Origin of the sequence: Actinobaculum massiliense, from assembly GCF_001457435.1 — a bacterium.
Classification (GTDB): Bacteria; Actinomycetota; Actinomycetes; order Actinomycetales; family Actinomycetaceae; genus Actinobaculum; species Actinobaculum massiliense.
Genome location: NZ_LN881717.1, coordinates 32,599 through 47,989, shown reverse-complemented (window position 1 = coordinate 47,989; position 15,391 = coordinate 32,599). Strand labels below are relative to the sequence as shown.

General features: G+C 58.9%; 12 protein-coding genes and 1 tRNA gene. 3 read left to right on the top strand and 10 right to left on the bottom strand.

The window, feature by feature from the left end; genetic code table 11:
* Positions 1-52 precede the first annotated feature (52 nt).
* The 5 genes from BN2664_RS02185 to BN2664_RS02165 all read right to left on the bottom strand — a co-directional run bounded on the left by BN2664_RS02185 (position 53) and on the right by BN2664_RS02165 (position 5,469).
* Positions 53-1,558 (bottom strand): proteasome accessory factor PafA2 family protein, encoded by a 1,506-nt coding sequence (locus BN2664_RS02185; protein ID WP_007001859.1) that lies wholly within the window; start codon positions 1,556-1,558, stop codon positions 53-55.
* Positions 1,558-1,743 carry a ubiquitin-like protein Pup gene (locus BN2664_RS02180; protein WP_007001860.1) on the bottom strand — a complete coding sequence of 62 codons (186 nt, stop codon included), beginning with the start codon at positions 1,741-1,743 and terminating at the stop codon, positions 1,558-1,560. Before BN2664_RS02180 ends, BN2664_RS02185 begins: the two co-directional genes overlap by 1 nt.
* Entirely contained in the window at positions 1,743-3,458 is a 1,716-nt protein-coding gene (locus BN2664_RS02175; protein WP_007001861.1) for a proteasome accessory factor PafA2 family protein, read from the bottom strand. Before BN2664_RS02175 ends, BN2664_RS02180 begins: the two co-directional genes overlap by 1 nt.
* Positions 3,455-5,140: a proteasome ATPase gene (gene arc, locus BN2664_RS02170; protein ID WP_007001862.1), complete on the bottom strand. Its 1,686-nt coding sequence runs from the start codon at positions 5,138-5,140 to the stop codon at positions 3,455-3,457. Before arc ends, BN2664_RS02175 begins: the two co-directional genes overlap by 4 nt.
* A gap of 243 nt (positions 5,141-5,383) precedes the next feature.
* Positions 5,384-5,469, bottom strand: a tRNA-Leu gene (locus BN2664_RS02165).
* 149 nt (positions 5,470-5,618) lie between these two features.
* On the opposite strand from BN2664_RS02165, the gene BN2664_RS02160 reads away from it, so the two are divergent.
* The gene (locus BN2664_RS02160) at positions 5,619-6,653 is read left to right on the top strand and encodes a GNAT family N-acetyltransferase (protein ID WP_058120605.1); all 1,035 of its coding nucleotides are present in this window, start codon (positions 5,619-5,621) and stop codon (positions 6,651-6,653) included.
* An 89-nt stretch (positions 6,654-6,742) separates the two neighbouring features.
* Here the strand turns inward: BN2664_RS02160 and BN2664_RS02155 are convergent, their stop codons facing one another.
* The 4 genes from BN2664_RS02155 to BN2664_RS02140 form a co-directional block, all read right to left on the bottom strand.
* Positions 6,743-7,225: a hypothetical protein gene (locus BN2664_RS02155; protein ID WP_155856655.1), complete on the bottom strand. Its 483-nt coding sequence runs from the start codon at positions 7,223-7,225 to the stop codon at positions 6,743-6,745.
* 183 nt (positions 7,226-7,408) lie between these two features.
* Positions 7,409-10,714 carry an error-prone DNA polymerase gene (locus BN2664_RS02150; protein WP_007001865.1) on the bottom strand — a complete coding sequence of 1,102 codons (3,306 nt, stop codon included), beginning with the start codon at positions 10,712-10,714 and terminating at the stop codon, positions 7,409-7,411.
* Complete coding sequence (locus tag BN2664_RS02145) at positions 10,687-12,273, bottom strand: DNA polymerase Y family protein (RefSeq protein ID WP_082628262.1); 1,587 nt, start codon at positions 12,271-12,273, stop codon at positions 10,687-10,689. The genes BN2664_RS02150 and BN2664_RS02145 overlap by 28 nt, the downstream gene beginning before the upstream one ends.
* A complete protein-coding gene (locus BN2664_RS02140; protein ID WP_007001867.1) occupies positions 12,270-13,010 on the bottom strand; it encodes a hypothetical protein in 741 nt (246 codons plus the stop codon). The genes BN2664_RS02145 and BN2664_RS02140 overlap by 4 nt, the downstream gene beginning before the upstream one ends.
* A gap of 189 nt (positions 13,011-13,199) precedes the next feature.
* Between BN2664_RS02140 and BN2664_RS02135 the strand changes: the two genes are divergently transcribed.
* Together BN2664_RS02135 and BN2664_RS02130 are read left to right on the top strand one after the other, a co-directional pair.
* Positions 13,200-14,375, top strand: coding sequence for an oxidoreductase (locus BN2664_RS02135; protein WP_007001868.1), 1,176 nt, complete (start codon positions 13,200-13,202; stop codon positions 14,373-14,375).
* A 107-nt stretch (positions 14,376-14,482) separates the two neighbouring features.
* A complete protein-coding gene (locus tag BN2664_RS02130) occupies positions 14,483-14,974 on the top strand; it encodes a tRNA (cytidine(34)-2'-O)-methyltransferase (RefSeq protein ID WP_007001869.1) in 492 nt (163 codons plus the stop codon).
* Positions 14,975-15,024: 50 nt separating this feature from the next.
* Here BN2664_RS02130 and BN2664_RS02125 read toward each other — a convergent pair whose 3' ends face one another.
* Positions 15,025-15,330 carry a helix-turn-helix domain-containing protein gene (locus BN2664_RS02125; protein ID WP_040317383.1) on the bottom strand — a complete coding sequence of 102 codons (306 nt, stop codon included), beginning with the start codon at positions 15,328-15,330 and terminating at the stop codon, positions 15,025-15,027.
* Positions 15,331-15,391: the final 61 nt, after the last annotated feature.

The window sequence follows — 15,391 nt, the reverse complement described above, 5'->3', positions numbered from 1 at the left end:
TCGCCAATACCGCGGCGAGTACCCCTTTTCCGGGCCAGCTAAGGCTACGTCTCTACCAGAGTCGTAATTCGGCAGGTCCCAGCTCTCTCATCTTGGCGATAACGCCGTCGACCTCGGCACTTTCGTTGATTGTGGGATCGGGCAAACCGATTTCTGACGACGGCGGATCATCCAGGCGCACGTGCGCCCAGCCCACAGAACAGCGCCGCCGAGTCTCCTCGCTCGCGGTCACAAACTTGCCCCGCACCCAGGCTCTGGTGTTCTCCGGCGGAGTGGTCGTGGCAATTTCACAAAGCTGCGGGTCGATCCAGGTGGCGATAAGGCCGGCCCGCCGTAGCCGCTCCCCCAGGCCCGTGCGGGCGCTGATGTCGTGATACGCCAGTTCGGCGCGCCGCACGCGCGCGGAAGTCCAGCCATGCGCCTCCGAAATTCGCTCGAGCACCCGATATTTGATTGCCCAATCCAACTCGGTGGCCACGGAGTCGTAATTTCCCGACTCGAGGGCAGCCACCCCGCGTTCTGCCAAATCGAAGCACCGTTCTTGTAAACCCGCCTCGGCGGGCAAGTAGCGCGAAATCACCTCGAGTACTTCGGCCAGGAACTGCGGGCAAGTGAGGGACTTACCCCGAGCGCGCAGAGGTTGCGGGCTGTTCGGGTTGTAGTTCCACTCGTGCAGGCTGCGCGTCGGATCCTCCAGTTCGAACTCGCTCACGTCCCAAACACCGTCATCAATAAGTGTCAGCACCGCATCACCCAGATATGCCTTGAGCGCGGTATTCGCGCTCGAAACTGCCGAATCACCGGCGAGGACGTGAAGGCGGCGCCACCTATTTTTGTCTGCATGGGGCTCGTCGCGGGTATTGATAAAGGACCGTTCATGAGTTGGATCAGCCGAATACGCCGCCTTAATGAACCACGCCCGCGCCGAATAGACCATAGCCCCCAGAGGCCGCTCCGCATAGTCGCCAAAGGAGGCCGCCAGCGAATTATCGCTTTCATGAGCATCGCCTTCGTGAGCATGGCTTTCGCGCGCATCAGCCGCGAGCGCGCCGGCGCCAGTTAGAATCTGCCGCGCCGCCAGGAAGCTTACAAATCCGCCCAAATGAAGATCGTGATCACGGCGCACCTGGTAATTTTCGTGGCATCCAAAGGTATTGCCATAGGAATCGGCATTGGACTTAATGAGGTGTATACGGCTCCCGGCCTCCGCCTCCTCGAGGCGCTCGTTCGCCGCGTCAACCATGCGCTCCAGAAGCAAGTCTCCGGCTCGATCCTGCGCCATAAGGTCACGCAAGGTTAGACACTCCGGCCCCGCAATTTCTGGGTGCGCGCCTATATCTACGTAGCGTCGCCCGCCGTTTCGCATGAAATTATGTGTGCTGATCCTAGATTCCGGGGTTGGACGGAAGACCTCGTCAACGGCGTCGCGCACATCAAGAGGCGGGAACTTCGACGGTCCCGTCTTCACAGAAACAACACCGTATTCTGTTTCGATGCCGACTACCCGATGGAGCCGGCCCGCTTCGCTTTTCGCCGCGGCCGTGGCCGGCAATGGCATTATTCGCCGCCCTTCTGGCGGAATCCCTGCACGAATTCCGTCGCATTTACTTCCAGGATGTCATCAATATCCGCAAGTACCTGATCGATCCCTTGCGCAGCCGGGCTGGCCGGTGCCGGTTCGGGCGGCTCAATCGGTTCAGCATCTTCGCTGTGCTGGGTTTCGCGTTGAATTCGCTTTGCCATTATTCGTCCTTCTTTCCTTGCTTATCGCGTTCTTCTTGCTCGTACACACCTTCGTACCAGCTAAGTTTCTTCGAATCCTCGGGGATTTCTATCCCCAGGTTTTGCAAAGTTTCGACCACGGATCCGCTCCCCTTGATGGCCGCTTCAACTTCCGCGCGCGTGGGGTGATAGGGATCCAAGAGGCTCACCCGCAAATATGATTCTCGCCCAATATCGGCCACCACCGACGTCCAAGACGCACCCCAAATAAGGTCCTGGTATTTCTCCAATAATGCCGCGCGCCCTCCGGCTCGAGTATCGTTCGGTGCGTTGAACTCGGCTTTCGTGATCGCCGCGGAGTCGAGGACTTTTCTCAAAGTTCCCGAGCGTTCCAGCGCTAGCCCAAGTGACGACGCCGGATCTATCGATGCAAACTGCAAATCGGCGGCGCGAATGCGCGGATCATCCCATCCGCATCTGAACTTCTGCCGCATACGATTGAGAATTTCATATTTCGCGCACCACTCAACATAACTGACCGCCTGCGCGGTGCCCGTGCTAAGCGCGTCCAAAGCCTCTTCCCAGAGCTGAAGAATTTCTTCGGTCTCCGCGTCCGTTCCTTGCGCGTGCTCGCGTGCCAGATCGAGGAATCGCCGCTGAATTTCCAACGCCGTCGCCGCTTCGCCCGAGCGTAGCGGTAACTTTGCCTTCAGATCCAAATCTCTCGAAATTACTCGAATGGCCTCCACCGGGTTCTCGAGTCGGAGCTCTTCGGAGAGTTCGGCTACCTCATCGGGATAGTTTTCGAGCAGACTCAGCAGGCAAGCGAGGGTCCCCAGGCGCAACATCGAGGCGATCCCGCTAATGAGGGAATCCGCGGTAATAATATGCAGACGACGCCGCACCTGCGGATCCGCGTGCGGCTCGTCGCGGGTATTGACGATCGGCCGCTCGCGGGTGGTGAAAAGCGATACCTCTCGTTCCACGAAATCGGCCCGCTGGAACATCTGGAACCCCGCCTCTTCGCTCCGGGTGCCGATGCCTACTCGGCCCGAGCCGCAATAAATTTGGCGGGTGGTGAGAAAGGGAATGAGGGCATCCGTGACGAGTTGCCAGTCAACGTCTCGCCGTAATTCGTAGCTCTCGTGTGCGCCCCATGCCTGCCCTTTTCCATCCACATTGTTCTTGAAAATAACAACGTTATGGTTCGGACCCTTGCTATTGAGCGCGCGGGCGGCTCGCAACAGGATGAGATCGCCAGCGCGATCCCAGGTTGCGCAATCGCACGGATTTGTGGTTTCAGGCGAGGCGTATTCGGGATGACTATGGTCGGTATAAAGACGGCCTCCATTCACGGCGTGGGTTGCGGACCCACGATAGAAATGGGCTGAAAACTTCGAGAGCCTCTGTACCCACCGGGTCGATGAACCGGTTAGAACCGCTCCCAGCTCTTCATTGGTCCGCGCTTCCTCCGGCAAATTCTCTTCAAGGAATCCCCTCGCATCAGCCTCGGGAAGTTCGCCTGAGTAATCGAATCGGCACCCGGCTCCCGGTAGGAGTTCACGCCCAACCGGAGCGGGGACGTGCGTCGTCGTCGGGAGACCTAAACGTGCGGCTTCTTCCGCGTAGGCGTAGAGAAGATCGGTGGCGAGCTTTTCTGGATCACAGCCCGGATTCGCGCGATCGATGGCAGCGTATTCGGTTTCGATCCCCATAATGCGCCGCGCGCTAATCATCCGCGGTCACCTGCCTCTGGCTGCGTCTCCGGACGCGTCGAAGGAAGTACCGAAACCACGGGATCACCGCCGAAACCGCGACCCACCACTCGGCCCCATTCCTCCGGATTCATGGCGCCAGGAAGATCCGCGTTTTCTTCGACTTCACGCGCCACCGCACGGCGTAGCAAGTCGGTGGTCAGACCGCGCTCGCCGGAGATCAGGAATTCCTTGATCGCGTATGTTTTTGCGCGATCGACAATGTTTGCGATCATCGCCCCCGAAACGAGCTCTCCCAAATACCATTTCTCGGTGGCACCGGACCGTCGGCGAACATCAAACAATTCGGTTTCCTCGGTGCGGGCAAAAATTCCATCGAGAACCGTTTGCCGCAACTCCTCCACCGCCTCGTCGAGGCTACCGGCGCGCTCCACCTCACTGGCGTGGATGGGAATTTCCCGCGTGAGGTAGCGAGCCAATATGTCTGCTGCGCCTTCGCGATCTGGCCGTCCTATACGGATTTTCACGTCCAGGCGGCCGGCTCGCAAGATCGCCGGATCGAGCATATCCTCGCGGTTGGAGGCGCCGATAATCACCACATTTTTGAGCTCTTCAACGCCGTCGATCTCAGAAAGCAACTGCGGTACGGCGGTGGTTTCCGCATCGGAAGAAACGCCTGACCCGCGAGTGCGGAACAGCGATTCCATCTCATCGAAGAAAATAACGACCGGTAGGCCTAGCGCCGCTTTGTCCCGGGCACGAGCGAAAATCACCCGGATACGTCGCTCGGTTTCTCCAACGTATTTATCGAGTAGCTGCGGACCTTTGATATTGAAGAAGCAGGCCTGCGTTCCCGAAGTCTGTGACAGCGAGGTTGCCACCGCCTTGGCGATGAGGGTCTTCCCACATCCGGGCGGTCCGTAAAGAAGCACGCCCTTGGGAGGTCGCAAATGGTGCTCTTCATAGAGCTCGGGATGGACGAAGGGTAGTTCGACGGCGTCGCGAACCTGTTCGATTGCCTCGTTCAGGCCACCAACCATCTCCCAGGAGGTATTTGGTGCCTCTTCAAGCAAAAGATCCTCGATTTCGGCCCGCACGATTCTCCGGATCGCAACACCGTTACGGGCATCGACGAGGAGGTAATCCCCTTGGCGGATTCTTTCCCGCTCAAGCTCCGCCATCAGTTTGAAAACTCTCAGGTCTTCCCCGCGCACCGTGGCCAAGACGTGTGATTCGTCTACCCGTTCTTCCACGACGACGACTTCGCCCTCCTCGGCCGCGTCGCTCGTTGCTATGACGTTAAGGCGTTCATCGAGAACAACGGTGGTTCCCTCCTCGAGGCCTCCCACAGGCACCTGATCCGAGACGAGCACCCGCATGCGGCGGCCCATGGTGGTGATATCAACCAAGCGTTGCAGCGGATCAACCGTGCGCAGATAGATTCCAAAGGTCAACGGTGGTGCACTCAGCCGCTTAATTTCATCATGCAAAGCGGCGAGCTCCTGACGTGCCCCTCGCAACGCGGAGGCCAGCCTGGTGTTTTTCCTCGTCAGTTGCCCAGCGTGATCCGCAAGTTCACTAACTCTCTCTCGTAATTCTTGCGGTGAATACGAACTGAAATCGGCCCCCGGTTCGGTGGTGATCTGACTGTCAGCGCTCCCTACCGTCTCCAGACTTTCCGATGCACTCGGATCTTGAGTCATGGTCTAGCTCCTTTGCGTAACCCTTACCGAGCACTATTCTAGTACATCCGTACCTTTTACGCCGGCCGCGCGCGGGATGTGTTGACTAGTTTCGTGATTACTTCCGGCATCGAAGTGGTTTGCTTGCGATTCTTGCCTGCGCTCTTTGCTTGCGATTGGAGCCGCCCTAATTCGCAAAGTTGCGTAGTTTCCTCATAGGCAAAATGGCGTAGTTCCTCTCGAAACTACGCCATTTTTCTTCTGTGCGCGGAGGGGGACTTGAACCCCCACCCTCTAATACGAGGACTAGCACCTCAAGCTAGCGCGTCTGCCTATTCCGCCACCCGCGCAGGTGACTTCACGAGGAACCCGTGAGCAACAGAGAAAAATTTAGCACGAGTTCACCGGCGTTTTCCAACTCTGCCGCCAAGTGCGCGTGTGAGAACGCTTACGTCGGCGGCCATTCGCGGGTTTCCGGCCATCTCCTATACTCGCAATTATGCAGCCAGTTGATCTCGAAACACAGCGTTTTATCCTCACTTCTCCCCGCATTAGCGACGCCGATCGCATCGCCTGGATCTGTAGCGATCCAGAAATCCAAAAGTGGACGCAAGTGCCCTCCCCGTACAGCCAAGAGGACGCGCGCGATTTCATCGCCGCCGCTCCGGGATCGTGGAACGACGGCAATCCGGTGTGGTTCGTGCGCGAATCGCCTAACAGTGAGGTAAATGGTTGCATTGACCTGCGTATGCGAGGCGAGGACGTCGCCGTCGTCGGCTTCTGGGTAGAACCCGAGATGCGCGGGCAAGGGGTTATGCACGAAGCGCTCGACGCCGTGACGACTTTTGCGTTCGAGCAAATGAACCTTCGCCTCCTGCGCTGGGAATGCAAGGTGACCGACGGCGAACCTAACTGGGCTTCCGCTAAGGTGGCCTGGCACTGCGGATTTACTTTTGAAGGCATCCAGCGCGGTGCGATTTCTACGCGGGGAGAGACGTTCGATGCTTTGCGCGCCTCACTCGCCGCCACCGAACCACGCGAACCACAGCACGCGTGGTTTGGGCCCGATCCCCGCCATCCCGCCTTTGGCGATTCGCGCCAGCCCGAGCAACTTGTGCGCCAGTTCCATGAGGTTTACGGGCTTCCCGTGGTCGAGGACGGACCGAACGTCGATCGCGATCGCGTCCATATGCGCATGGGCTTAATTGGTGAGGAATTTACCGAGCTCACCACCGCCGTTTACGGGGAATCGGCCGGGAAGGAAATCGCCGCGGCATTCGCGAGAGTGCGAGATCTCGACGATCACTCTCGTGACACGGTCGAAACAGCGGATGCGCTCGCGGATCTCACCTATGTTATCTACGGTATGGCCCTGGAAATGGGTATTCCTATGGCAGACGTGCTCGCCGAGGTACAGGCCTCGAATCTTTCCAAGCTCGGTGAGGATGGGAAGCCGATTTATCGCGAGGACGGCAAGGTTTTGAAGGGGCCAAACTTCTTCAATCCCGATCTGAAGAAGGTGCTCGGGCTGTAACGGCTCCGAGCCCTACGAGCTCTAGCGGCTCGTGGGCTCGACGAGCTCTGGTAGCTCTAAGAAACTAGGCGCTACTCCGCGCGGGGTTCTTACTCCGCGCGGTTTTTCCATTCTTCTTCGAATTCGGCATCTTCGATATCGTCAGCAAGGCTCGCCGCCATAATTTCTTCAGACAACGCATCGAGGCGCTTGGACAGCGCCTTGCGCTCAGGCCCGCGCTTTGAGCGGCTCATGGCGGCCAGCACGGGGATCGAGCGATCGATCGAGTCGAGCTTCGCCCGCCACTCGGAAGCCTGTTTAGCCACTTCCGCGGTATTGGCAGAAGCGTACAGATAGGTGACCTGTTCCTTGAGAACCCGCGTGCGTTCTGCCAGTCCCTTGGGCGAGTTGGAGTTCTGTTCTTTCGACTGCACCACCTGGTGAAGGCGGTCGGTGATCTTATTGACCGCAGTGGGATTGCTCTTTATCAGCTCCTGCAACTTCGGACCGTATTTCGTGGCAACAATAAGCGCCGCCGGGCCCAGACGCTTCGCGAGCTTGAACACCTGACGTATGAGACGGATCTTACCCATGGGGCGCCTTTCTTTAGCGAACGTTGCAACGGCCAGTTTAGCGGCCATTACATTTACTGTCTGTTTCAAGCTTCGAGTTACCCGCCGGTCTCGCGCCTGGCGAATACCAAGCTGAGCTTCTCCGTGCCAGCCACCTGCCGCGTTAGCGGTAGCTACGCCTAGCCGCGCCAGCCACCGGCCGCGCTAGCGAAAATCTCGCGAGGGGAGGCTGACCGCGAGCGGTAGCTCCTCCATACCGTCGGCAATAAAGACAATCGCTCCCGCATCTTTTTCCACCATCCCGCGCACAATAAGCCCCTGCGCTCTTCGCGCGGTTTTCTTATGGCGCTCCCACAGAGCCGGCGAGACCAGAACATTGAGCAGTCCCGTTTCGTCTTGCAAAGATAAAAAGGTTATCCCCTTGGCAGTTCCCGGCCGTTGCCGATGCGTCACCACACCCGCCACTCGCACCCGCGTTTTTTCTTCCACCGCACCCACCTTTGCGATGGGCAAGACTCCCCTTATGTCCAGCTGTTCCCGCAGGAATTCGGTGGGGTAATGCTCCGTCGATATACCCGTCACGCTAATGTCAGCGATGGTGTTCTCTACCGCGTCCATCGGCGCAAACGCGGGAGTTTTTCCCAGCGCCTCGGTTCCCGGCAACGCGGGTTGGTACCACTCGCCGTAGCTCTTATCAGCATTCTCTAGCGCGTGCGCCAACCACATCCCCTCTCGTCTTTTCATCCCCAGATTTCGTAGCGCTCCCGCCGCCGCGAGCGCCTCAAGATCTTTTTCCGAAAGTCTGGCTTTGCGGGCCATATCTGCCGCGTCCGCAAACCCTCCATCCTTTCGCGCGCGCACAATCCGCTCCCCGGCCCCGCCTATACCGCGAATAGATTCCAGTCCTAATTGCACATATCGCCGCGGGCTCGCATCGACCAGCGAATGCAAGGAGCCGCTTCCCGCTCCCGCATTCGCCGGCGCAGATCCTTCGCTTTCCCCTACTGGATAGGTTTCTACATCCAGCACCGTAGCTTTCACTTCCGAACGCGTAACATCCGGGCGAAGTACCCGTACTCCATGCGCGCGAGCATCGGCAACAAGCGTCTGCGGCGAATAGAAACCCATTGGCTGCGCGGCGAGAATTCCCGCGTAAAAATCCTCCGGGTAATGAACCTTCAACCAGGCGGAAGCATAAACAAGATAGGCAAAAGAGAAAGAGTGCGATTCAGGGAAACCGAACTGAGCAAATGCCCGAAGCTTGTCATAGATGGCCTCGCGTTGCGGAGCACCTATTCCCCTCTCTTTCATGCCCAGCATGAGTTTTCCGCGCAGTCTTTCCATCTTCTCCAAGGAACGCTTAGAACCCATTGCTTTGCGCAACTGATCCGCATCCGCGGCCGAAAATCCCGCCGCATCAATTGCTATTTGCATGAGTTGCTCTTGGAAAAGGGGAACTCCCAGGGTTTTCTCCAGTGCCGGTTTGAGCAACTCGTGGGTATAGGTAACCGGTTCCTCGCCGCGACGACGGCGAATATACGGATTCACCGATCCGCCCTGAATTGGTCCGGGCCTAATGAGCGCAACTTCAATAACGATGTCGTAAAAGCACTCGGGCCGCAGGCGCGGCAATGTTGCCATTTGCGCGCGCGACTCCACCTGGAAAACACCGATCGTATCCGCGGCCTGCAAAAGGCGATAGACGCGCGGATCTTCTTGCGGAAGATTATGCAAAGCCAATGGTTTTCCGTTGGGCGCGTGCACCCCGCGATCGTTTATGGACGTAAATCCCAGCCGCAATGCTGTAAGCATGCCGAGCCCGAGCAGATCGAATTTCACCAGGCCCGCGGCCGCACAGTCGTCTTTATCCCACTGCAGAACCGTCCGTCCGGGCGTTGTTGCCCACCCCACCGGGCACACATCGATTACCGGACGATCACACAGCACCATTCCCGAAGAATGAATGCCCAGATGACGCGGAAGTTTTTGCATCCTTTGCGCTAGGGCAGATACATCGGCCGGAACCGCATGCGTGTCCCAGCGCGCATGATAGGAGTCGGCCGGACTTGCCGCACCCGCGCTGGGTACGCGATGCTCCACTGATTTAGCCCAACCATCGGCTTGCCCCTGCGAATATCCAAGAGCTTTTGCCGCGTCGCGAATCGCGGAGCGGGGGCGATACGAAATAACGTTTGCTACCTGCGCCGCATTACGGCGTCCGTATTGCTCGTAGACATGCTGGATAACTTCTTCGCGCCGCCCAGACTCAATATCGAGATCGATATCCGGAGGTCCGGATCTTCCCGGAGAAAGGAAACGCTCAAAAAGCATTTTGTGGCGCACGGCGTCGACGGCGGTAATCCCCAGGGCATAGCAGACGGCAGAGTTCGCCGCTGACCCGCGCCCCTGGCACCAGATCCCGCGTTGGGCACAAAAATCCACGATTTCGTGAATGATAAGAAAATAGCCAGGAAATCCCAGCTGGGTAATAATCTCCATTTCACGATCGAGGACTTTCCACGCTTCGGGAGCCTGTGAACGAGTCCCGTAACGCTGCGTAGCGGATTTTTGCACGAGGGCGGAAAGCCACGTTTCTTCGGTATATCCGCTAGGCACCGGAAATGGCGGAAGCGACGGCGCAATGAGACTGAAATCAAATGAACACTGTTTACCATTCTCGGCTGCCGCCTCGATATAGCGACGCCGCCCCGGGTGCAGAGCCAGCATTTGCTCCCCCGAACGCAGATGCGAACCGCTAGCCGGCAAATAGGGATCAAGATCGTCCAGGCTCACGCCGGCGCGGGTGGCCGCCAGTACATCTGCGACCGGTCGATCCGCTGGGCGGGCGTAGTGGGCGTTGCCGGTAACAAGCGCTTCTACCTTCGCTCGTTTGGCCACCGCAATAAGCGCATCACATCTTTCCGAATCGAGCGGGGAACCGGTTGATGTAAGCTCAATCGCCGCATTTTCGCCGAAGGCATCACGTAACTTTTCCGCCTCCCGCACCGCCGCGTCCACGCCCCAGCTTCCCGGCTGTGCCTCGAGCGCTCTTCGCACCGCCCCCTTTCGGCAGCCGCTTAGTGCCAGTACATCCCCGCTTTTCGTAGCCAAGTTTTCCCACTCATATTGAGCGTGACCCTTTTTTCCCGCCGCCAGCATGGCAGAACCGACGGCGTGCGAGAGGAACTTGTACCCATCGGCGTTGCGAGCCAAAAGTACGAGGTGAGTTCCATCCGGATCCGCGCAACCAGTACGTGGCTCGGTAGCTCCGATAGACAATTCCGTACCTATCACCACGGGAAGCCCAACTTCGCGTGCTGCTTCCGAAAGCTGCACGACGCCGGGAAAACCCTCATGATCGGTAAGAGCAAGCGCTTCTAGATCTAGGTGGGCCGCTCGATCGACCATGTCTTGCGGAAGTGATCCGCCGTCGAGAAAACTAAAAGCAGAATGGGCGTGAAGCTCCGCATAGGAAATAAACATTAGGCATAGGCACCGGACACGTGCCATTCACCTCCTTCAACATAAACAAGCAGTGCCGCCGAATCGCTGACCACCTGCACATACGCCCGACGCGTTCTTTGCGGCGCCTCCCACCAACGCTCTTCCATAATCCACGGACCCGCGTACTTCTCAATTAGCGCGCCGGCCTTCGCTCCCGCGCACGGGAGCGGCGAGGAAGATACCGCGATTTTCTCCGGCTGCGGATCGCCGCAGTTGCTGGTGCAACTGAAACTTCCCGCGCTGGATACTCCCAACTTCCCTCCGCACCCGCAGGCAAGCCGTGCGGCCCGCGGGGGATCAAAAACCGTTATTGGTTGCGGATCAGGAATCTTGCCGGGCCAGGGCATCTCCGCCCGGGATTTTTTCTGCGTTTGCCCCAGTGGGCTCACCCGCACCATGTCTTCCGGGCGTCGGCCGCCCTGCCACGAAGGAACGTAAACAGCGTTTTCCCCGAGTAGCGATTGAATTCGTTGCGCCGCCCGAACCGCGCGCTCTTTGTCTGCACTACGCCCTCCCCACAGCGGTTCGGGGCGCGCCCCGGCAGAAGACAGATCCGAGACTTCAAGTTCCAGCCGGGTAATGAGACCGGTATTTTCCCCCGTGCTCATCCAGGCAGCCAGTTGCCAACGCACCCGATCCACGACTTCTCGGCTGGTCATATATTCCAGGGACCATTCCCGGGTGAGGTCTCCCCGCTCCGCAACGCGGGCCGTAATTCGTAACTGGCCACCGGCCACTCCGCGCGCAAATAGCTCGCTTTCCAATTGTGCAGACATCTCCCGCGCCGCAAAAGCGGCTTGGCTAGTATCCGCGAGCGGCGGCTCGAAAGCCCGCGAAAGCAAAACCCCGGGCACGGCTCGAGCACTAACGGCCACCGCCAGGTCTTCCCCGGAGCTGAGCAACCACAGCAAACGTCCAATTTCTCCGCATCGGGTAGTAAGTGCTTCGAGCCCAAGCTGGGCCACTTCCGCAACTGTGCGAATCCCTAGCCGCTTGAGGAGATCGATATAGCGACGGAAAAGTATACGTTGTTCACCGAGTGCGGCAAGCAGGAAAACCTCGACCGGTTCACCCGCCACATACGCCACGCTGCAACCGTCCGGAACAACGTCATCTCTCCGCGCGGCGAGGAGCGTCGGGAGGGTTCCATCCGCAAATCCGACCCGCGCCTCGCACCCGGCCACATCGGTAATTTCGCCAATAAGAAGCTCGGCGAGTTCTGCCTCTCCCCCCGCCTCACGAGATGCTCCGCGGGCAGGGAAAATAACGGATCCCGGCTCGCGTACCGCCACGCGCGCAATGTGCTTGTCTACGGCAAGAAGTACCGATTCGAAAAAACGTGTATCTCTTTGCGCATCAGCGGGAAGGATCCTCAAGTTCGGCAGGATTTTCTGCGCCTCGCGTTTCCGCATTCCCACTTTCACGCCTTCTTCACTCGCCCAGGAATTAAGCGAGGTAATATCCCTGCCGTCCGCAATCGCCGCCGGTTCTGAAGCCGAAACCAAACCGGCCATTTGTGCCGCGGTAACTGGCCACTGAGGTATCCACAAAGCTCCTTGCCTCATGATCCGACCGCCCGAAGCCGCTCAATAACGTGCCATCCGCGCGCATCCAAGCAGACCCGCATATTGCGCCGCGCGGAGGATTCCAGATCAATGTAAATATCGCCGATATGCCCGCTTCCCTCCGCAGTGCCGAAGGCGGAAACGAAATACGCGCTCACCGTTTCGCGCGTATCCCACCCTTCTCCAATCACGACCGCGCCGCGATCGAGCGCCCGGCGTGAAAGGGCTTTTTTCGCTCGGCGATCCAAACGCAGCTCTTTTCCGCATACGACGACGTCGAAGCCGTCCACCGCCAAGCTCGCGATCCTGCCGCTTAAAGCCGCCTCAATACGCGGAATAACGACTGTTCGCTCCAGCTCTAGCCCTAGCCTTGCCGCCGCACCCCACCCCGTATCCGACGAGCCTAGGTATATACACCACGCCCCGCGCTCACTGAGCGTTGCGGCAAGAAGGAGAGAGGCCAAGCGTGAACCGAAAACGCCGACCGTCATACCCGGGCGCAACCCCTGCCGAAAAAGCGAATCGACCGCGGTGCTCGCTTCTGATTCTTTCCTCTCCTCGCGTACAGCGCCGGGGCGCACCGCAGCATTGCGCACCCCGACGTTTTCTTCGGCACGCGTAAGAATTTCGCGCACTAACCGCAGCTTTTGCGATTTGTTTGAAAGTGACGCCGATGCCCACAATCCTTGCAATTCCGCCGAAATGTCGCCTTTAGCTAGCGCTAGATTCTCTGCCATTGCCACACCTCCCAGACCAAAGAGTAATCGAACGTCTGTTCGAATTTAAGCCTAGGTTCTTGCTCCGACATGTTTTTCACATCCACGCCCTGCGCCCGCCACCCCTCCCCCACTTTTACTTGCGCGGATTACCATGCGTGATAGAGACGGCGTCGTCGCCTCCACATATACCCACCACAGAGGAACGCTATGAAACCCGCATACGAAAAGCTCTTCGCCCCGGTTCACCTCAACGATTCGGTTACTCTCCCCAACCGCTTCGTCATGTCGCCCATGGTGGTCAACGGCTCTACCGAGGATGGCGACGTTACCGACGTCGATGTCACTTATTTTGAGCGGCGCGCACAAACCGCGTCCCTCCTCATCACCGGCGCAGCCCATGTGGCGCGCTCCGGGCACGCATTTCGCTACGGACTCGGCGTCGACTCTGATACCCAAATCCCCGGACTGGCGCGCCTCGCTCGAGCGGCAAAATCCGCCGGTGCGCGCGCAATCTTGCAGATTTTCCACGCCGGACGCGAGGCAAAATCCGCCCAGCGCGCGTATTCCATCGCCTACGGCCCCTCCGATGACGCCCCAGATTTTCTCCCCTACCCCGTCACCGGCATGACGGATCGCCACGTGAGGGAAGTTATCGCGGACTTCGGCGAGGCCACTCGGCGCGCCATTGAGGCGGGTTTCGACGGCGTAGAAATCCACGGCGCCAACCATTACCTTCTGCAACAATTCTTCTCCGCGTCCTCGAATCGCCGCGACGATCACTGGGGAGGTTCCGTTGAAGCGCGCATGAACTTCCCGCTTGCCGTCCTCGAGTGCGTCAAGCGGACCGCGCGGGAGCTCAAGCCCGATTTCATTATTGGATATCGCCTCTCCCCCGAGGAAATTCACGGCGATACCGTGGGTTACGGGGTGGATGAATCGCTACAGTTGGCTGAACGCATCGCGGACCAAGGGGTTGATTACATTCATCTTTCCCAGTGGGGTCCGCGTGGGTACGCCTCGCAGGCGAAGATCGGCAGCCACCGCGGGGAAATCATCACGGATGCCTTTTCCTCCCTTTGCGCCGGGCGCACCCTAGTAGCGGTGGCCGGCGATATCACGAGCGCCGAAAAGGCTGCCGACGCCGCAACTCACGCGGATCTGGTCGCACTGGCATCGGCCGCCCTTTGCTACCCGGACTTTGTGCAAGCAATAGCCGCCGGACGCGAGGATGAGATCACCATGGATGTGCGCGGGCGGGTTGCCGACCTCGTGCTTCCGCAGTCTTTTGGAAATATGGCCACGGTGCTACGCGGTTCAGGTTCGGTTCCCGAGGAGACAATTGAGGCCCTGCGCGCGTATGCCAACGGCGCTAGCGGTCGCTAGGGACGCCCGCGCGCTACGCTCGCTAGGGGTTCGCGGATCAAGTGAAGTGCGTCGTACTTTGCCGCGCCGCTAAACCCCGCTTCTGCCGAAGCCACTACCCTGGATGCGTGTTGAACATTGTTTTCTTTGAGCCCCGGATTCCAGGTAACACGGGTGCAGCCATTCGCCTCGCCGCCTGCACGGGCGCGATCCTGCATTTGATTAAGCCCCTCGGATTCGATTTTTCCGACGCTCACCTCAAGCGCGCGGGCCTGGACTATCACGATCTAGCAGACCTAGTAATCCACGAAAACTTCGCTGATTTCGCAAACCACGCCCGCGGCGGCCGCATTTTCGCGTTCACGGGGCATACCACGAATAATTTCGCGGACGTCTCCTATCAGGCGGATGACTATCTCCTTTTCGGGCCCGAACCCACCGGTTTACCCGAAGAGGTGATGCAGGATCCGGCCATTACCAAACTCGTGCGAATCCCCATGATGCCACATCTGCGCTCGCTCAACCTCGCCAACTCCGCTTCTATCGCCGTCTACGAGGCGTGGCGCCAACTAGGCTTCGCCGGTTCGGCCGACGCCGAAGATCCATCCTCCATCAACTAGCGGCGGTAGCCTCGTATCGGCACGCGGGAGTCCGCACGCGGGCGGCAGATCTAATACATTCCGGGAGCGCGGCGGTCTTCACGCCCGGCGAAGGTCTCTTCGACGCCTTCGAGCAGATCGTCAATGGACATCTCCAGCGCTTCAGCCAAGTGAAGCAGGGTGAGAATCTTCGGATTGGCATTCCGATTGTTCTTCAAATCAGTTTTCCCCACCTCAATCGCCTGGACGGTAGTGCGATCCAGCTCGGCTCGCCGAGCGAGCTCATACTGGCTCAAACCTAGCTCGGCTCGCCGGGTACTCACGGTCTTAGCTATTTGCTTCGCTAGCTGATAGTCAATTGAGGAATGGTCGCTCACACTCTCAATTTCGGCTGGGTATACCCAGTTATCAGCTGGGTAAACCCAGCTAAACCGCGGC